Genomic DNA, 17,875 nt, shown 5'->3' on the forward strand with positions numbered 1-17,875 from the left:
GCGGCTCGCTTCCTCGGCGCGGCGGGAAGATCCACCGGCTCGCTGTCTCCCGCGCGCTCCGCGTCCGCGATGTGGGTTGCCAACCGCGGGGTTCCCCGTCGGCGTGGTACCCGTCCCGGACCAGCCGGCACCTCCGTCGGCCGTCGTGCGGGGGCGGAGGCCGATGGCCGGTCACAGCGCGGCGAGGGTGTCGCGGCAGAGTTGCAGATCCTCTCTCGGGCGCACCACGAGCACGGGCACCGCGGCGTCGGGCGGGCTGACCGGTCCGTCGCCGTCCGGTTCGGCGGTCAGGTCGCGAGGGATGCCGAGCAGGGACAGGCCGGCCACGACGTCGGCGCGCACCTCGGGTTGGTCCCAGCCGATCTCGCCGGTGAACACCAGCGCGTCGAGCCGGTCGAGCGAGGTGGCCGCGGCGGCGAGTTCGCGCCGCACGCGGTGGGCGAACACGCGCAGCGCCAGCGCCGCGGCCGGGTCGTCCGCCGCGGCGGCGACCAGGTCGCGGGTGTCGCCCGACCTGCCGCCGGACAGCCCGAGCAGGCCGGATTCGTGGTTGAGGCCGTGTTCGAGGGTGTCGAGGTCGAGGCCGTTGCGCAACAGCCACAGCAGCATGCCGGGGTCGACGCTGCCCGAGCGCTTCGACATGGGCACGCCCTCCAGCGGTGTGAAGCCCATGGAGGTGTCGACGCTGCGGCCGTCGCGCACCGCGCACACCGAGCAGCCGCCGCCCAGGTGGGTCATCAGCACGCTGAGCCCTTCGGTGGGTCGGTCGAGGATCGCGGCCGTCCGGTCCAGCGCCCATCGGTACGACAGACCGTGGAAGCCGTAGCGGCGCAAGCCGTGCCGCTCCCGCCATCGCGCGGGCAGCGGGTAGGTGGCGGCGACCTCGGGCAGGTCGGCGTGGAACGCGGTGTCCGGGCACAGCACGTGCGGCGCCTCGGGCAGCCGCTCGCGCAGCACCTCCAGCAGCCGCAACGCGGGCGGCACGTGCAGCGGCGCCAACGCCTCGGCACGGCGGGCCGCGGCGACGGCGTCGTCGTCCACCCGGGTCGGCGCGCGCAGGTCGGGGCCGCCGTGCACGAGCCTGTGCCCGACTGCGGCGACGTCGTCGGCGCCGTCCAGCAGGTCGTCCAAGGCACGACGGGCTTCGTCGGAGTCGGGTGCGCCGTCCACGTCGACGGAGTCCAGGACTTCCTCGCTGCCGGTGTCGACCAGGTGCGCCTTGAGGCTGTTCGAGCCGGCGTTCACGGTCAGGACGGTGCTCACGCGCCCCACCGCCAGCCGGTGATCTCCTCGGGGTCCACGCCGTCGCGGTGCGCCGCCGCACGCAGGTCGTCCCGTTCGGCGAGCAGCCGCTGCGCCAGGTCGTCGCCGCGACGGGCGCGGCGCAGCGCGTCGGCGGCGAGGTCGTGGCGGCTCATGCCGTTGCCGACCAGCAGGTCGTACGGCGTGGTCGTGGTGCCCTCCTCCCGATAGCCGTGCACGTGGAAGCGCCGGCTGTCGGCCCTGCCGTGCAGGGTCTCGTGCACGGCGGAGGGATAGCCGTGGAACCCGAACACCACCGGCACGCCCTCGGGGAAGCACGCGGCGAAGTCCTCGTCGGACAAGCCGTGCGGGTGGCGGTCGGCGGGGGCCAGCGACAGCAGGTCGACCACGTTGACCACCCGGACACCCAGCTCGGGCGCGCGGTCGCGCAGGATCGACGCCGCCGCCAGCACCTCGACGGTGGGGATGCCGCCCGCGCACGCCAGCACCACGTCCGGGTCACCGCCGGTCGACGCCCACTCCCACACGCCCGCGCCCGCCGCGCAGTGCCGCTCGGCGGCCCGGAGGTCGAGCCACTGCGCGCCCGCGTTCTTGCCCGCCACCACCAGGTTGATCCGGTCGGTGGAGGCCAGGCAGTCCCGCAGGGTGACCAGCAGCGTGTTGGCGTCCGGCGGCAGGTGGACCCGGGTCGTGGACGCCTTCTTGGTCAGCAGGTTGTTGATGAAGCCGGGCCCCTGGTGGCTGTAGCCGTTGTGCTCCTGCCGCCAGCCCTCGCTGGTGAGCAGGTAGTTGAGGCTCGCCACCGACTCGCGCCACGGCACCTCGCCCGCCACCTTCAGGAACTTGGCGTACTGGTTGACCATGCTGTCCACGATCGACGCGAACGCCTCGTAGCACGGGAACAGTCCGTGCCGCCCGGTCAGCAGGTAGCCCTGCAACCAGCCTTGGCACAGGTGCTCCGACAGCACCTCCAGCACCCGCCCGCCGGGCGCGACGTGCTCGGCGGTGTCGGGCAGCGGCCAGGTGAACGCCCGGTCGGTCGCCTCCAGCAACGCGCCCAGCTTGTTGGACTCCAGCTCGTCCGGGCAGACCACGCGGAAGTCACGGCGGTCCTCGGTGAGCCGGACCAGCTCCGCCAGCCACTCCCCCGCCGTCCCCGTCGCGCTGATCGATCCGCTGCCCGGCTCGGGCACCTCCACCGCGAACCGCGCCACGTCGGGCAGCGGCAGGTCGCGGCGCAGCCGACCGCCGTTGGCCTCGGGCACCCGCCCCAGCCTCAGCTCCTCCGGCGGCAATTCGGCCGACAGGTCGCGGTGCGGGCGGCCCTCGGAGTCGAACAGCTCCTCGGGCCGGTAGGACCGCAGCCACCGCTCCAGCAGCGCGAACTCCGCGTCGTCCTCGTGCACGCCGCCCAGCGGCACCTGGTGGGCGCGGAAGGTCCCCTCCAGCGGCTTGCCCTCGGCGTCGTGCTCGGGCACGCCCCAGCCCTTCGGGGAGCGCAGCACCAGCATCGGCCACACCGCCCGCTCACCCGGCTGCCACCGCTCCCGCACCGCGGCGATCTCGCCGTGCGCCAGGTCCAGCGTCTCGGCCAGCAGCGCGTCCGGGTCGTCGGTGCGCGTCACGTCCACCACGTACGGGGACCAGCCGGCACCGCTGAAGTAGGCCACCAGCTCCTCGTCGTCCATGCAGCCGTAGATCGTGGGTGAGGAGATCTTGTAGCCGTTCACGTGCAGGACCGGCAGCACCGCGCCGTCGGTGCGCGGGGACAGGTACTTGGTGGCGTGCCACGCCCCGGCCGTGGGCCCGGTCTCGGCCTCGCCGTCACCGACCAGGCAGGCCACCAACAGGTCCGGCTTGTCCAGGGCCGCGCCGAACGCCGTCGCCAGCGCGTAACCCAGCTCACCGCCCTCGTGGATCACCCCCGGCACCTCGGGGGACAGGTGGCTGGGAAAACCACCGGGCCAGGAGAACCGGCGCACCAGCTCCGCCAACCCCGCGCCGTCCACCGACAGGACCGGGTCGAACTGCGCGTGCGTGCCCTCCAGCCACAGGTTCGCGTGCACCGCCGGTGCGCCGTGCCCCGGACCGGTGACCAGCAGCGCCCGCTGCCCGGTCCGCCGCACCAGGCCGTTCAAGCCGCTGTAGAGGAACGTGATGCCGGGGCAGGTGCCCCAGTGCCCGAGCAGCCGCGGCTTGAGGTGCTCCCGCCGCAACGGCTCCCGCAGCAGCACGTTGTCCTTCAGGTAGATCATCGCCGCCGCGGCGTAGTCGCAGGCACGCCGGTAGCGGCGCGTGGTCTCGGCAGAGGCGTGCGCCGTGGTCGTCATGCAACCGGATTACCCGTGGCCGCGAAACGCACACCGGGGCAATCAGTCCTTGAGGGGGTCGTGGCCCCAGTTCATCAGGGAGTAGCGCCACTTCGTGTGCTCGACGTCCCCGCCGGGGCGCTGCGCGAGGTGGCGGTGGACGTAGCCGACGACCTTGCGCATGTGCGCCTGGTCGTCGTCGCTCAGCTCGGCCTTCTTCTTGCGCAGCAGCTCCACGATGCGCCTGCCGGACTCGTGCCCGACCGACTCCCCGCCGTCGGACTGGCCGACCGACTTCGACTCGTCGGTGGCCAGCCACCGCTCCAGCTCGGTCGCGGTCATGTTCACGGCGTCGTCGAACTCGCCGCTCACGAGTCGTCCTTCAACGCGGACGGCTTGTGCACCGCGTCCTTGCCGCTCTTGTCGCTGCGCACCCGGTACTGCGGGTCGTCCTCCGAGGCGCGCACCGTCCGGCCCGCCGCCTCGGTGTCCTCGGTGATCTCCTCGACCACCTCGCCGTGCACCGTCTGCCCGTGGCTGGACCAGGTGACCTCGTCGCCCTTGTCGAACTTCTCCTCACCCATGAGCGCAGTCTGTGTCGTCCGACCGGCCCCCGCACGGCGGTGGGGTGCCGGCCGTGCCACTTTCACCCGGTGGGATGGCCGCCGCGACGAGCGGACCGCGGTCACGCGGATCACCGGGGACGTGGTCAGCGCCAGAGCGGCTGCCCCACACCGAGGAGTCGGTTGAGGGCCACGCCCAGCACGGTCACCAGCAGCACGCCCGCCGCGATGGCGAGCAGTTCGCGGGTCGAGGTGAGCAGGCCCAGGCTGACGATGAGGTTGGTCGCCCCGGCGGGTGGGTGCGGGCAGTCCAGCAGTCGCAGGACCAGCGCGGTCAGGGCCACGGAGAGGGCCGCGGCGCCGACGCGCGCACCCGTGACGCCCTCCTGGATGACCGGTGGGTGCTCGGTCAGGCCGAACAGGGCCAGGCAGCCCGCCCCGGCCAGGATCGCCACGCCGTGCCCGATCAGGGTGCTGCGGGGCGCGGCCGACTTCTGCCGGGGCGATTCGAAGAACAGCATCACGGTCGGGCCGAGGCTGGGGAACAGGTAGGGCTGCTCGACGAGCAGGGCGACCCCGCCCACCGCGGCGAGCACCGCCAGGCACAACGCGAAGGCGTAGCCCCCGGCTCCCAGGCGGCCCGCACGTCGTTCGGCGGCTCCGAGCACGCCGCCCGGCTCCTCGCCCACGACGCTCACCGGGCGGCGATGAGTGCTTGGGGCGCGGCCTGCTTCATGCGGGTGCGCAGCCAGGTCAACTGCCGGGCGGTGTCCTGCTCGCAGGCGTTGACGACGTCGAGCAGTTCACGGTCGCGCAGCCCTTGGGCGGCCTGGCCGACGACGGTCCAGGTGATGTCGGCCAGGCTCGCCAGGGTGTAGAGGTCCTGGAGGTCGCGCAGCAGGCCGACGGGCCCGCTGCGGGTGGACTCCAGTTCGGCGGCGTGCAGGCGCTCGGGCTCTTCCTCGCGGTGCTCGCCGTAGCGCTCCACGACCGGTGCCAACGCCTCGGCCTGCCGGTCGACGCGGCCGGCGAGGACCTGGCAGGTGTGCCACACGTCCGGCTCCTCGCCGTGACCGCGGCCGACCTCGCGGAACGCGTCGGCCAGCGTCGTCAGCGAGGTGTGCAGCAGTCCCAGGTAGGTGGCCAGGTGCATGGGTCAGCCCTTCGACGCGGCGTGCGGCAGCACGTTCGGGGTGCGGTCGGGGGTCGGCGGCGGCGAGGGCGGGTCGACGGGGGTCGCGTCCTCGCGCACGTCGTCCTCACCGGTGGTCGCCGGGACGCTCGCCCGGTCGTGCGGCGCTGACGCCGTGGTGGTGGGCGCGGGCGCGGGGCCCGTGGCGTCCGCCAGCTTGGTCACCCGCGCGGCGGCGAGCTTGAACAGCGGCTGCTTGGACACCGGGTCCCACTCGGTCAAGGTCAGCTCGTTGGCCGCACGCGCGTGCTCGTCGCCGTCGGTGTCCCAGTAGCCGTAGTGGAAGGGGATGAAGACGACGCCGTCGCGTCCGCGCCCCACGCGGGCGGGCGCCTCGACGTGGCCGCGGGGTGATTCGACGCGGACCAGGTCGCCCTCGGTCACGCCCAGGGCGGCGGCGTCGGCCGCGGACAGCTCCACCCAGGGCTCGGGTGCGGCGCGGCGCAGCTGCCGGGAACGGCCCGTCTTGGTGCGGGTGTGGAAGTGGTAGGCCGTGCGGCCGGTGGTGACCACGAACGGGTGATCCTCGCTCGGCTGCTCCGGCGGTGGGGCGTACTCGGCGGCCTTGAGGAAGGCCCGGCCGTCGGGGCGTTGGGCCTTGTACTGCTCGGGCGAGGTGGTGCCGCCGGTGAGCAGGTCGTGGCCGTAGTCCTCGCACACGTCGGGGTGGGTGGGGAAGACGCCGTCGGCGTAGAGCCGGTCGCAGCCGTCGGGGTGGTCCTCGTTGCAGGGCCACGGGATGCCGCTGCCGCCGCGCAGCTTGGCGTAGGACAGGCCGGTGTAGTCGCACAGCCGGCCGCGGCTGCACTCCTGCCACGCGACGAACGCGCCCTCGGGGTCGGACCACTTGATCAGCGGTGCGCCGTCGAGGTCGCGGAAGTCCATGCGGCGGGCGTAGTCGAGGAAGATGTCCAGGTCCGAGCGTGCCTCACCCGGCGGGTCGACGGCCTTGTCCGAGAGGTGCACGGTGCGGTTGACGTTGGTGAACGTGCCCTGCTTCTCACCCCACAGCGCCGCCGGCAGCACCACGTCGGCGTACTCGGCGGTCTCGGTGCGGAACCCGTCCTGCACCACCACGAACAGGTCGTCCCGCGCGAGGATCTCGCGGATGCGCGGCAACTCCGGCAGCGACACGGCCGGGTTGGTCGCGGAGATCCACAGGAACTTGACCGAACCCTGCTCGGCGTAGCGCCAGATCTGCATGGCGTGGGTGGGCGGCGCCCAGTGCGGGATGGTCAGCGGGTCGACGTTCCACAGCTCGGCCAGTTCACGGATGTGCTCGGGATTGTCCCAGTTGCGGAAGCCGGGCAGGTCGCCGTCCGCGCCGCACTCGCGGGTGTTCTGCGCGGTCGGCTGCCCGTTCATCTGCAGGATGCCGCACCCCGGCCGGCCGATCAGCCCGCGCAGCAGGTGCAGGTTGTTCACCTGGCACGACGCCGCCGTGGCCTGGTGGGACTGGTAGAAGCCCTGCAGCACGGTCGACAGCACGCGTTCGGAGGTCCCGAAGATCCGTGCCGCGCGCCGCAGGTCGTCCGGGTCGACCCGGCAGATCCCGGCGACGTGCTCGGGCGTGTACGGCTGCACGGTGGCGGCCAGTTCGTCGTAGCCCAGCGCATGGGTGGCCACCCAGTCGTGGTCCACCCACCCGTTGGCGATCAGCTCGCGGATCAAGCCGTTCATCAGCGCCTGGTTGGTGCCGGGCAGCGGGGCCAGGTGCACGCCCCCGGACTCCACCGCCGCCTCGGCCACCTTGGTGCGGCGCGGGTCCACCGCGACCACCACGGGCCGGTCCGGGCCGTGCAGCCGGTCCAGCACGCGCGCCCACAGCACCGTCTGCGTCTCGGCCATGTTGTGCCCGAACAGGAACATCGCGTCACAGGAGTCGATGTCGGTGTAGCTGCCGGGCTGGCCGTCGGAGCCGAAGCTCTCCTTCAACGCCGCCGCGGCCGTGGCCGTGCACAGCCGGGTGTTGCCGTCCATGTGCGGTGTGCCCATACCGGCTTTGCCGATCACGCCGAGCGTGTAGTACTCCTCCAGGAACAACTGGCCGCTGGTGTAGAAGCCGTGCGACAGCGGGCCCGTCTCCGCCAGCAACTCCTTGGAGCGTCGCACGACCAGGTCCATCGCGGTGTCCCAGTCGGACTCGACCAGCTCGCCGCCGCGCCGCACCAGCGGGCGGGTCAACCGGTCACGGCCGTTCCACTGCCACGACCCGTAGAGGCCCTTGGGCCCCAGGCGACCGTGGTTGACCACGTCACCCGCGCGACCCCGCACGCCGACCACGCGCCCGTCCTTGACCGCGATGTCGCAGCCGCAGCCGTTGCTGCACAACACGCACGCCGACGGCACCCACCGGTCCACATCCGACTCGATCAGGCCCGTGTCGAGGTGCAGGTCCACCCGCACCGGCCACGGGGTGTCCTTCGCGTGCGGCGTCCGGGCACCCCAGATGTCCGCGATCCGGTCGGCCATGCGCCCTCCATCGATCCGGTGTGATCACCGTGTCGGCTACCCGCCACGGCCGCCAACGCCCGTCGCGGTCAGGCGTCGCCGCGGTCGTCCTCAGGTGCCCCCGGGTCGTCGTCCCTCTCGTCGTCGGGCAGTGACGAGTCCGGTTCGCCGAGACCTTCCTCCTGCTCGGTGGCGGGCTTCGCCTGGCCGGCGCGCACGGCTTCTTCTCCGGGACCGGCTCGGGTGGTGTTGTCCATGCCGGTCCGGTACCCGCCCGCTTGGCCGCGAAACGCGGGCGCGGCCTCGACCAGCGCGGCGGCGAAGCCCTCCCGGCGCCCGGTTCGGCGGGAGGTGTGCGCCGGTGGTGGGCCGGGGCGCCGCCCGACCCACCACCACTCACCGTCCGTGTCCTTCGTCGGCGCGTTGCCGCCGCAGGTGCTCCCGTTCCGCGTCACCCTCGGGCTCCTGGTCCAGCCCTTGGTGGATCTTGTCCACCTTCTCCTCGGGCAGGTGCGGTGCGAGCAGCGGCACGGCCGGGTCCACGATCGCCTCCACGACCACCGGTCGGTCGGCGTGGAACGCCTCGTGCCACGCCTTGCCGACCTCGTCCGGCGAGTCGACCCGGATGCCGCGCAGCCCGAGCAGCTCGGCGTACGCGGCGTAGGGGAAGTCCGGCACGCGCTGCGAGGTCGGGAAGCGCGGGTCGCCCTCCATCTCGCGCTGCTCCCAGGTGACCTCGTTGAGGTCGCGGTTGTGCAGCACCAGCACCACGAACCTCGGGTCGGCCCACCCCCGCCACCGGTCGGCGACGGTGATCAGCTCCAGCAACCCGTTCATCTGCATGGCGCCGTCACCCACCAGGGCGACGACCGGCCGGTCCGGCGCGTCCAGCTTCGCGGCGAGGCCGTAGGGCAGGGCGCAGCCCATCGACGCCAGGTAGCTGGAGGTGTGCGCGGGCGCGCCCGCGGGCAGCGCCAGGTGGCGGGCGAACCAGTAGGTCGCCGAGCCGACGTCCACCGCCACCCGCACGTCGAGCGGCAGGTGGCGGGACAGCTCGTGCACCACGCGTTCGGGGTTGAGCGGGTCGGCCGGGGCGTGGGCGCGTTCATCGGCGATCCGCCGCCACCGGGCCACGGAGGTGAACACCTCCTGCTCCCACGAGCGGTCGGGGTTGTGCGCCAGCAGCGGCAGCAACGCCCGCAACGTCTCGGTGGCGTCCCCCACCAGCGCGACCTCGACGGGGTACTTGCTGCCGACCACCCGGGCCTCGATGTCGATCTGCACGGCACGCGCCTGGCCGGGTTCGGGGTAGAACTCGGTCCAGGGGTCGTTGCTGCCGACGACGAGCAGCGTGTCGCAGCCGGCCATCAGCTCGGCCGAGGCGGTGGTGCCCAGGTGGCCCATGACCCCGGTGTGCCAGGGCGCGTCCTCCGGGATCACGGGCTTGCCGACCAGCGACGCCGTCACCCCCGCGCCCAGCGCCTCGACCACCCGGGCGACCTCGCGCTCCGCTCCCGCCGCGCCGCGCCCGACCAGCAGGGCGACCTTCCGGCCCGCGTTGAGCACCTCGGCGGCACGGTGCAGGTCCTCCTCGCGCGGCAGCACGCGCGGTCGGGCCACGACCGCCGAGGACGCGACCACGCCGTGGGTGTGCGGCAGCTCCTCCACCGCGTCGGCCCGCTGGACGTCGTGCGGCACGATCAGGCAGGTCGGCACCCGCTCGGAGATCGAGGTGCGCATCGCGTTGTCCAGCAGCACTGGCAGTTGCTCGGGCGAGGACACCGTCTGCAGGTACTGCCCGCAGACGTCCTTGAACAGCGAGTGCAGGTCCACCTCTTGCAGGTAGCCCGTCCCCAGCGCGGTCGACACCACCTGCCCGACGACCGCCACCACCGGCCGGCGGTCCAGCTTGGCGTCGTACAGCCCGTTGAGGAGGTGGATCGCACCGGGCCCCTGGGTGGCCAGGCACACACCGACCCGACCGGTGTACTTGGCGTGCCCGGTGGCCATGAACGCGGCCATCTCCTCGTGCCGCACCGGCACGAACTCCGGGTCGCCACCGGCCCGGTGCAGGGCGGCCAGGATCGGGTCGATCCCGTCACCCGCGTAGCCGAACACCCTGGGCACGCCCCAGGTCCGCAAGCGCCGGACGAGCGCGTCCGCGACGGTGCCGCTCATGCGACGTCCAGGACGGTCTTGAGCCAGCCCTCTTCACGCCGGTCGAAGCTCTCGTACGCCTCGACCGCGTCGACCGGGTCCTCGTGCCGGGTGATGAACGCGGTGGGGTCGACGGTGTCGCTGACCACGGTGTCGAGCAGTTCGGGCAGGTAGCGGCGGTGGTTGCAGTTGCCCATCTTCACGGTGAGGTTCTTGTTCATCGCCTCGCCGATCGGGAAGCTGCCGAAGCCGGGTGGGTAGACGCCGATGATCCCGATGCTGCCGGCTTTGGCCACTGCCCGCACCGCCCACCGGAGGGCCTGGCTGGGCGCGTCGCCGGGCACCCACCGGTCCCCGCTGGGGTTGGCGTCCGGTGCGGCCTGTCGACGTTCCTGGTCGAACCGGTCGGCCTGCTGTTCGGCCTGCTCGGCGGCCGGGCCGGTCCCGGGGCGCTGGGCGTCCACGCCGACGGCTTCGATGACGCGGTCCACGCCGATGCCGCCGGTCAGCTCCTTGACCAGCGCGACGGGGTCCTCGCGGGTGAAGTCGACGGTCTCGGCGTTCTGCTCGCGCGCCTTGTCCAGCCGCGAGGCGATGCCGTCGACCACGAACACCCGCCCGGCACCCTGCCGCTTGGCCGAGGCGATCGCGAACTGCCCCACCACGCCCGCACCGAGCACCAGCACGCTGTCGCCCTTGCGGACCTCGGCCAGCCGCGCGCCGAACCAGGCGGTGGGGAAGATGTCGGACAGCAGGATCGCCTGGTCGTCGCTGACCGCGTCGGGGATGCGCACCAGGGTCGTCATGGCGAAGGGCACGCGCGCGTACTCGGCCTGCAACCCGTCCACGGGGCCGGTCGTCTCCGGCCCACCGAAGAACGACGTGCCCGCGGACGGCCCGTTCGGGTTGGCGGTGTCGCACTGCGCGTAGTAGCCGGCCCGGCAGTAGGAACACGTGCCACACCCGATGGTGGAAGTCACCACGACCCGGTCACCGGGGGTGAACCCACGTACGGCGGGGCCGACCTCCTCGATGACGCCGACCGCCTCGTGCCCGAGGACCGTGCCCTCCACCATGCCGGGCATCGTGCCGCGCACCAGGTGCAGGTCGGTGCCGCAGATCGCGCTGCGCGTGATGCGCACGATCGCGTCGCTCGGTTCCAGGATCTTCGGATCGGGCACCTCGTCCAACCGGATGTCCCCCGTCCCGTGCCACACCACAGCCTTCATGCCGTCTCCTCCGTCGTCGTCCACGGACGGCTTCCCGTGCGACCGGTGCCGAAACGCCACCACCCCGGTCGGCACGTCGCGCATCACTCGTTGCCGGGCTCCTGGGTCCGACGTCCGAACTCGCTGTGCCCGTTGGGGCACTTCGGGATTTCCTCGCCTTGGGTGACGTGCACCTTCTCGTCGCACTCGGCGCAGTGGAACGTCCCGGTCTTCTGCGCCCTCTCCCCGGCGTGAGCGGACATCTCGCGGACCTCCGTCAGCTGATGGTGGCCAGCAGGTCGCGGCACGCCCGCTCGCAGTCGCGGCACGCCTCGGCGCAGATGCGGCAGTGCTCGTGCATGTCCGCGTGACCCTCGCACTCGTCCGCGCAGGACTTGCACGCCGTCGCGCACGCCTCCAGCAACGACCGGCTGATGTCGGCGTCGTACCCGGTGTGCCGCGACAGCACCCGTGCGGTGGTGGCGCAGATGTCGGCGCAGTCCAGGTCCGTGCGCACGCACTTGGTCAGCTCCGCCACCGAGCTCTCGCTCAGGCAGGAGTCCGCGCACGCCGTGCACGCCTGGGCGCAGGCGATCAGCGCGTCGATCGCCGCGGCCAGCTTGCCCCGGTCCAGGTTGATCCCGGCCGGGTGGGCCTCCAGCATCGCCGTCGTGGTGGTGGTCAAGCGGATCACTCCTCGGCTCGTGGTGTCACCGGAGTCGGACGGGTCCGGCGTCGATCGGCACGCGGAACAGGTGGTAGGGCTTGCGCCTGCGGTCCTGCCCGCCCTGGTACCGGGCCTGGCGGTGCAGCTGGTTGGCGGTGACGTAGAGGTGGCCGTCGGCGACCGACATCGTGTCCGGCCACAGGAGCCGCGGGTCGTGCGCCACGGTCTCGACCGCGCCGTCCGGCAGCCGGCGCAGCACCGCGTCGTGCTCGTAGTTCGTGAGGTACAGCCGGCCCGCGTCGTCGGTTTCCAAGCCGTCCGCGCCACCGCCCTTGTCGCCCTCGTCGACCACCTGCTCCCCCACTTCGTCGTCGGGCAGCGTCCGGTCCACCAAGGCCTGGGTGGGCACGCTGTACCAGCGGCGCGACGCCAGCGGGCAGTAGTACAGGCGGGTGCCGTCGGCGCTGATCGCGATCCCGTCCGCACCCATCGACACCGGCTTCGGCCCGCCGTCCGCGGGGCGCTCCAGGAACGGGGCACCCTCCACGACCGGGCGGAACGCCTCCAGCGGCTCCGCCTTGGTGGAGGGGTGGTCGTGCAGCCTGCGCCACGACTCGCCGCTGTCCAGGTCGACCACGATGACGCCGTTGGGGCCGGAGTCGGCCGAGTCGGTGATGTAGGCGACCCCGGCCTCACCGCGACGCAGGTCGAACCGCACGTCGTTGAGGTAGGTCGTCTCCGGGACCACGTCGGTCGGGAACGTGATCACCTTGACCGCGGTGTCGGTGGCCAGGTCGACGCACACCAGCTTCGGACCGCCCGGCTTGGTCGGGCGGAACAGCGGGCTGCCGGTGTCGAGCACCCACAGCCGGTCGGCCGGGTCCACCACGATGCTCTGCACGGACACGAACGCGCCGTCGTCGTCATCACCCGATGGCGAGTTCCACGCCCGGTCGGGGAACGGCACCTCGACACCGTCCCGCAGCTCCACCACGGTCGCGGACACGTCGTCACCCCACCGGGGGAAGTTCACGAACACCCGTCCGGTGTGCGACACGCTCACCCCGGTGGGCATCGGGCCGGTGAACTCGTGGACCACTTCCAGCTCGCTCACGCGGGCACCCCTCACTGGACCGGCGGGTACTGGGTCTGCTTCAGCAGCCGCGCCAGGTGCGCGGCGTTGTTCGCCAGCTTCTTGTTCGTCGAGGCCACCGGATCGGGGGTCCGCTCCAGCTCGATGTAGTCCTTGGGCGTCATCGCCTCGTTGTTCCAGTACGTGCCGCCGCTGGCCGGGATGGTGAAGCCCACGTCGTTGAGCGCCTGGAAGCAGTCGGCGATGATCTTGTGCGCGCCGTCCTCGTTGCCGACCACCGCCACCACCGCGACCTTGCCGTAGGTCAGCAGCCGGCCCTCGTCGTCGGTCTCCGACAGCTCGGCGTCCAGCCGCTCCATCACCCGCTGGGCCACGCTGGACGGGTGGCCCACCCAGGTGGGCGTGGCGAAGACGAGGATGTCGGCGGCCAGGACCCGATCCCGGATCACCGGCCACTCGTCGCCCTCGCCCATGTCCTTCTCCACACCGGGGCGCACGTCGTGGTCCACGACCCGGATCAGGTCGCCCGCCACACCGTGCGCGGCCAGCTCGTCGAGCACCTGCCGGGCGAGCTTGTCGGTGCTCGACGGTGCGGGCGACGGCTTGAGGGAACAGGTCAGCGCGAGCGCGGTCAACGTCGTGGGAGCCATGCACAGGGCCTACCCACTCAGCCCGGCCCCAATCGGCGCGACGTCGGAGGTTCCTCCCGCACCCGATAGCGGATCACCCATCGGTGGATCCGTCCCGCGACCAGCGCGCCAACAGCCACACCGCCGCCACACCAGGGGACAGCGCGAACGCGCGGTGACCGACCGGTGCGGGCTCCCGTTCGCCACGCCATGCTCACGGCTTCGTCGGACTCGCCGCGGATCCGGCGCGGGCGCACAACGCGCACCCGGTCGAGTGGTCCGTGATTCCCCGTCCTCGCACAGCCCACGCCAGGCGTGATCCACGACGAAGCGGAAGTGCAGACGACCGACGCCGGGGTACTCGGTGGCCATGACGCTCAATCCGATCCAGGTCCAGAAGTTCCTCTCCGGTGTCGACTACCCCGCCACCAAGGACGACATCGTCGAGACCGCGCGCTCCCAGGGCGCCGACGACGACACCCTCGAAGCCCTGCGCAACCTGCCGCGCGACGACTTCAACTCCCCCAACGACATCAGCGAAGCCATCGGTCAGCAGAACTAGGAACGCGACGGGGCGGGGCCGGGACGAGGCGAACCCCACTCCGACCCCCTGAATCCGCGCGAACCGGGCGGGAGCAGCCGGTGGCGTGGCGGACCGGACGGTTGGAGGAAAGGCGCTCATGGGCGAGGTCACCGCGGTGGACGTGCTGCTGGACGGGTTCGGACGGGTCCGCGAGTCCGTCGAACGCGTGCTGGACGGCCTGTCCCCCGAGCAGCTCGCCCACCGGGTCGGCGGCACGGCGAACCCGATCGCCTGGCTCGTCTGGCACCTCACCCGCGTCCAGGACGACCACGTGGCCGAGGTCGCCGGCACCGAGCAGGTGTGGACGGCCGACGACTGGGCCAAGCGCTTCACCCTGCCACTGCCCGCCGACGACACCGGCTACGGGCACGACGGCGACCAGGTCGCCGCCGTCACCGCGCCCGCCGACCTGCTGCTGGGCTACCACCGGGCGGTGCACGAGCGCACCGGGGCGTACGTGCGCGCCCTGAGCGCCGAAGACCTGACCCGGGTCGTGGACGAGTCCTGGGACCCACCCGTGACGCTGGCCGTGCGGCTGCTCAGCGTCATCGAGGACGACCTCCAGCACGTCGGCCAAGCCGCCTTCGTGCGCGGCGTCCTCCCCGGCACCTGACCCGGAACACGCCGCGCGTTCGACGAGGTTCCGGCGGTCGAGCTGGGCCAGTGCGGTGACCGCTTGGACGACACCGTCTTCCGTGCCCGGTGGCGGTGAGGTGTTGTCGGCGGATCGGTGGTGGTGCTACGCCGACGGCGTGTGCGCAGCGCGCCCAGTGCGGTTGGTCGGCGACGAACGGGCACACGACCTGCGGCACGCCGGCGGCCAGCGCGGCGGCGGTGGTGCCCGCTCCCCCGTGGTGCACGACCGCGCTCATCCACGGGAACAACCACTGGTGCGGCGCATGGTCGATGACGTGGACGCCCGGTGCGGACCGTGGCGCGATCCCGCCCCGCGCGCCCGTCCCCCGGACGCCCGGTCCGGGTCACCGCCTGCCGGAGCGGGAACGCATGGCGAGGAGCAACAACGCCCCCGCCGAAACGCATCCCAACAGGGCGAACACCGCTGGGCGCAGCCCTTGTGCCACGGCTGTGCCGACGACCAGGACCAGCGACACCATGATGAAGACCGCTGCTTTTCCCACCACTGCCACTCCTGTTGCCAGTCGGGTTCCGCCCGCCGCACTACGCTATGCCCTGCGGCCGAAGCCAGGCATTGATGCGCCGGCGCAATTCGAGGACGAGCGAGTCCCACGAGGTCGACCGAGGAGGGCGCATGAACGGGTCACCGCCGAATCGGAGTGCGAACGGGCTGCCGGTCACGGGAGGCGCCGGACCCGACCGCCTGCACCACGGGTCGGAGGACGTGCGCGAAGCACGGGAGAACGAGCTGCCGCGCTACCGGGTCGAGGTCGAAGGCCACGACGGCGGGGTCAGACGCGTGGACCACGTTCGCGCTGGTTCGATGGAGCAGGCTCTGGCGAAGGTCCGCGAAGCGGACTGGTGGTCGAGTGGCGGGCCCGGCGGGTTCCGAGTGGTGGAGGCGACCGAGGAGGACCCCTCCGGCGAGGCTCGGCACCGGCGGAACGCGCGACGACGTCACCTCAACACGATCGTGGAAGCCGGCCTGACGGCGCTGGGCGAGAACGCTTCCGCCCACCCTGATCACGAGTTCTCCGACGTCCTGTCCGACTTCTTCACCCGGGCCGTGGTCCTGCCCGGCCACTTCCCGTTCCCCGGGGGGAACCCGGAGGTCGATCGCCTACTGGACACCGACGACGTCGCGGCCGTCCTGACCCGGCTCCTGACGACCCACCTCGCCCACCACGGCCTGGAGGTGGCGCGAACCCGCCCGGAGTAGGCAGCCAGTGCCGGGATCGGTACTCGGTACCGGTTCCCGGCGCCGGCGGGACCGGCGCGGAGGGGCAGCGGGGCGGAGCCGGGGGCTTCGTGGACGGCAGCGGGTCGACGGAGGCCGTCTCCCCCACCACGGTGTCCACGAGCCGACGCCCACGCCGAACGCTTCGTGGCAACCGTTCGGCGAGAAGTCATCGACCGGCTGCTCATCATCAGCGGACACCACCTGCGAACGGTGCAGAACCGCTACGCGGCCGACTACCCCCGCCGCCGACCACACCGAGCGCTGCACCTCGCACCACCACGACCCGACTACCCGATCGCAGAGCCGGGCAGCACCTCGGTGCGCCGTCGACCAGTCCTCGGCGGCCTGATCGACGAGCACGAACACGCAACCGCCTGATCGCAGGCAGGACCTACGGCCGCCCTCGACCGGCGCGGCGACCCACCGTCCGGACCGGTGAAGACGTGGCCCTCCGGCTGGTCGGCCCGGTGCCCGGGGGATCGATCGCGATGACCCCGCGCGCCAGGTCCACGCGGCCCCGGCGCAACCCGGCCCGCTCGCCCCACCGCGACCCGCCACGCCCGGACGCCGAGGCCGGTCGCGCCGAGGCGCCACCGACCGCGTTGCCCGAACGTCCCTACCCCGTCTTTGCCCGAACAGCACCTCCCTCCTCCGAAACAGATCTGCAAAACTGTCGAAAGTTTCCGCCCCGCAGTGCTGTCCCGCAGTGCCATCCCGCCGCCTGGTCGACGAGGATCGAGGAGGAACGCGTGAAGAAGCCGTTCGGGGCCGTGGCGCCCCTGGCAACCGCCCTGCTGGTGACCGCCTTGCTCGCGGCACCACAAGCTCACGCCGCCGCGCACACGCTCAAGGACGCGGCGGCGGCCACCGGCCGGGTCTTCGGCGCGGTGGTCCCGGCCGGCCTGCTCGGCGTCGCCGACTACACCAAGACGCTGGACCAGGAGTTCGGTCAGGTCACACCCGAGAACGAGATGAAGTGGAACATCGTCGAGCGGGTCCGGGGCAAGTTCGACTTCGCCGCCGCCGACCGCCTGGTCGGCTACGCCGAGAGCCGCGGCATGGCGGTGCGCGGCAGCGTGCTGGCGTGGCACAGCCAGCTGCCCGGCTGGGTGGTCAACATCAGCTCGGGCACCGAGCTGCTGGCCGCGCTGCGCGAGCACGTCGCCGGCGTCGCGGGCCACTTCCGCGGTCGGGTCGACTACTGGGACGTGGTCAACGAGGCGTTCGGCGACAGCGGGGTCCGGCGCAACTCGGTGTTCCAGGAGCGCATCGGCGACGGCTGGGTCGAGGAGGCGTTCCGCGCGGCCGAGGCCGCCGACCCCATCGCGAAGCTCTGCTACAACGACTACTACACCGACGGGTTCGGCCCGAAGTCCGACGCCGTGTACGAGCTGGTGCGGGACTTCATCGCGCGCGGCGTGCCGATCGACTGCGTCGGCTTCCAAGGGTACTTCAACAGCGATCACCGGGTGCCCGAGGACATGGCCGAGAACCTCCGGCGCTTCGCCGACCTCGGGGTGGACGTGCACCTGACCGAGCTGAACGTGACCGGTTCCGGCGAGACGCAGGCCAAGGGGTACGCCGTGGCCGTCAGCGCGTGCCTGGCGGTGCCGCGCTGCACCGTGATCACCGTGGGCGGCGTGACGGACAAGTACTACTGGAACGCCGCCAAGACGCCCCTGCTGATCGACGCCGACTACAGCCGCAAGCCGGCGTACTTCTCGGTGCTCGACGCGCTGAACGAGGCGGCCGCGGGCCGGCGGTAGGCAAGGGCGGTCGTCGCGTGGTCCCGCCGGGTCCTCGGCCCGGCGGGACCACGCGCGCTCAGCGCGGGGGGCCGCCTCCGGAAGGCTGGACCCCCGCGCGGGATACGACTGAGCCAGT

Annotated in this window: 20 protein-coding genes; 5 read left to right on the plus strand and 15 right to left on the minus strand. The window is 72.4% G+C overall.

Annotated elements, in window-relative coordinates; all coding sequences use genetic code 11:
- Window positions 1-171 precede the first annotated feature (171 nt).
- The 14 genes from FHX81_RS08250 to FHX81_RS08315 all read right to left on the minus strand — a co-directional run bounded on the left by FHX81_RS08250 (window position 172) and on the right by FHX81_RS08315 (window position 13,553).
- On the minus strand, window positions 172-1,263 hold the full coding sequence (locus FHX81_RS08250; RefSeq protein WP_141976609.1) for an acetate/propionate family kinase: 1,092 nt from the start codon (window positions 1,261-1,263) through the stop codon (window positions 172-174).
- Window positions 1,260-3,593 carry a phosphoketolase family protein gene (locus FHX81_RS08255; RefSeq protein ID WP_141976611.1) on the minus strand — a complete coding sequence of 778 codons (2,334 nt, stop codon included), beginning with the start codon at window positions 3,591-3,593 and terminating at the stop codon, window positions 1,260-1,262. Before FHX81_RS08255 ends, FHX81_RS08250 begins: the two co-directional genes overlap by 4 nt.
- A 42-nt stretch (window positions 3,594-3,635) precedes the next feature.
- Window positions 3,636-3,944 carry a DUF3140 domain-containing protein gene (locus tag FHX81_RS08260; protein ID WP_141976614.1) on the minus strand — a complete coding sequence of 103 codons (309 nt, stop codon included), beginning with the start codon at window positions 3,942-3,944 and terminating at the stop codon, window positions 3,636-3,638.
- Window positions 3,941-4,156 carry a hypervirulence associated TUDOR domain-containing protein gene (locus FHX81_RS08265; RefSeq protein WP_141976616.1) on the minus strand — a complete coding sequence of 72 codons (216 nt, stop codon included), beginning with the start codon at window positions 4,154-4,156 and terminating at the stop codon, window positions 3,941-3,943. Before FHX81_RS08265 ends, FHX81_RS08260 begins: the two co-directional genes overlap by 4 nt.
- A gap of 125 nt (window positions 4,157-4,281) precedes the next feature.
- The gene (locus FHX81_RS08270) at window positions 4,282-4,833 is read right to left on the minus strand and encodes an HPP family protein (protein WP_246107694.1); all 552 of its coding nucleotides are present in this window, start codon (window positions 4,831-4,833) and stop codon (window positions 4,282-4,284) included.
- Window positions 4,830-5,288 (minus strand): hypothetical protein, encoded by a 459-nt coding sequence (locus FHX81_RS08275; RefSeq protein ID WP_141976618.1) that lies wholly within the window; start codon window positions 5,286-5,288, stop codon window positions 4,830-4,832. Before FHX81_RS08275 ends, FHX81_RS08270 begins: the two co-directional genes overlap by 4 nt.
- 3 nt (window positions 5,289-5,291) lie before the next feature.
- Window positions 5,292-7,799: a molybdopterin oxidoreductase family protein gene (locus tag FHX81_RS08280; RefSeq protein WP_141976620.1), complete on the minus strand. Its 2,508-nt coding sequence runs from the start codon at window positions 7,797-7,799 to the stop codon at window positions 5,292-5,294.
- Between the two features lie 68 nt (window positions 7,800-7,867).
- The gene (locus tag FHX81_RS08285) at window positions 7,868-8,233 is read right to left on the minus strand and encodes a hypothetical protein (protein ID WP_141976622.1); all 366 of its coding nucleotides are present in this window, start codon (window positions 8,231-8,233) and stop codon (window positions 7,868-7,870) included.
- Window positions 8,175-9,956, minus strand: a complete 1,782-nt coding sequence (locus FHX81_RS08290; RefSeq protein ID WP_141976624.1) for a thiamine pyrophosphate-requiring protein — start codon at window positions 9,954-9,956, stop codon at window positions 8,175-8,177. Before FHX81_RS08290 ends, FHX81_RS08285 begins: the two co-directional genes overlap by 59 nt.
- Window positions 9,953-11,164 carry a zinc-dependent alcohol dehydrogenase gene (locus FHX81_RS08295; RefSeq protein ID WP_141976626.1) on the minus strand — a complete coding sequence of 404 codons (1,212 nt, stop codon included), beginning with the start codon at window positions 11,162-11,164 and terminating at the stop codon, window positions 9,953-9,955. Before FHX81_RS08295 ends, FHX81_RS08290 begins: the two co-directional genes overlap by 4 nt.
- A gap of 83 nt (window positions 11,165-11,247) precedes the next feature.
- Complete coding sequence (locus FHX81_RS08300) at window positions 11,248-11,406, minus strand: zinc ribbon-containing protein (protein WP_141976628.1); 159 nt, start codon at window positions 11,404-11,406, stop codon at window positions 11,248-11,250.
- Window positions 11,407-11,420: 14 nt separating this feature from the next.
- Window positions 11,421-11,828, minus strand: a complete 408-nt coding sequence (locus tag FHX81_RS08305; RefSeq protein WP_246107695.1) for a four-helix bundle copper-binding protein — start codon at window positions 11,826-11,828, stop codon at window positions 11,421-11,423.
- 25 nt (window positions 11,829-11,853) lie between these two features.
- A complete protein-coding gene (locus FHX81_RS08310) occupies window positions 11,854-12,924 on the minus strand; it encodes an L-dopachrome tautomerase-related protein (RefSeq protein WP_246107696.1) in 1,071 nt (356 codons plus the stop codon).
- Between the two features lie 11 nt (window positions 12,925-12,935).
- Window positions 12,936-13,553: a flavodoxin family protein gene (locus FHX81_RS08315; RefSeq protein ID WP_141976630.1), complete on the minus strand. Its 618-nt coding sequence runs from the start codon at window positions 13,551-13,553 to the stop codon at window positions 12,936-12,938.
- A gap of 349 nt (window positions 13,554-13,902) precedes the next feature.
- Between FHX81_RS08315 and FHX81_RS08320 the strand changes: the two genes are divergently transcribed.
- Both FHX81_RS08320 and FHX81_RS08325 read left to right on the plus strand, forming a co-directional pair.
- The gene (locus FHX81_RS08320; RefSeq protein WP_141976632.1) at window positions 13,903-14,094 is read left to right on the plus strand and encodes a DUF2795 domain-containing protein; all 192 of its coding nucleotides are present in this window, start codon (window positions 13,903-13,905) and stop codon (window positions 14,092-14,094) included.
- Between the two features lie 118 nt (window positions 14,095-14,212).
- Window positions 14,213-14,728, plus strand: coding sequence for a mycothiol transferase (locus tag FHX81_RS08325; RefSeq protein ID WP_141976634.1), 516 nt, complete (start codon window positions 14,213-14,215; stop codon window positions 14,726-14,728).
- On the opposite strand, the gene FHX81_RS42820 is transcribed toward FHX81_RS08325, so the two are convergent.
- The gene (locus FHX81_RS42820) at window positions 14,661-15,056 is read right to left on the minus strand and encodes a nucleotide disphospho-sugar-binding domain-containing protein (RefSeq protein WP_425473877.1); all 396 of its coding nucleotides are present in this window, start codon (window positions 15,054-15,056) and stop codon (window positions 14,661-14,663) included. The genes FHX81_RS08325 and FHX81_RS42820 overlap by 68 nt on opposite strands.
- Window positions 15,057-15,385: 329 nt before the next feature.
- On the opposite strand from FHX81_RS42820, the gene FHX81_RS08335 reads away from it, so the two are divergent.
- From FHX81_RS08335 to FHX81_RS08345, 3 genes are all read left to right on the plus strand, one after another.
- Window positions 15,386-15,970: a hypothetical protein gene (locus FHX81_RS08335; RefSeq protein ID WP_141976636.1), complete on the plus strand. Its 585-nt coding sequence runs from the start codon at window positions 15,386-15,388 to the stop codon at window positions 15,968-15,970.
- 15 nt (window positions 15,971-15,985) lie between these two features.
- Window positions 15,986-16,369 carry an integrase core domain-containing protein gene (locus tag FHX81_RS42580; protein WP_281291778.1) on the plus strand — a complete coding sequence of 128 codons (384 nt, stop codon included), beginning with the start codon at window positions 15,986-15,988 and terminating at the stop codon, window positions 16,367-16,369.
- A gap of 371 nt (window positions 16,370-16,740) precedes the next feature.
- Entirely contained in the window at window positions 16,741-17,757 is a 1,017-nt protein-coding gene (locus FHX81_RS08345; RefSeq protein ID WP_211363428.1) for an endo-1,4-beta-xylanase, read from the plus strand.
- The last annotated feature ends 118 nt before the right edge of the window (window positions 17,758-17,875 follow it).

Origin of the sequence: Saccharothrix saharensis (assembly GCF_006716745.1) — a bacterium.
In the GTDB taxonomy this organism is placed as follows: Bacteria; Actinomycetota; Actinomycetes; order Mycobacteriales; family Pseudonocardiaceae; genus Actinosynnema; species Actinosynnema saharense.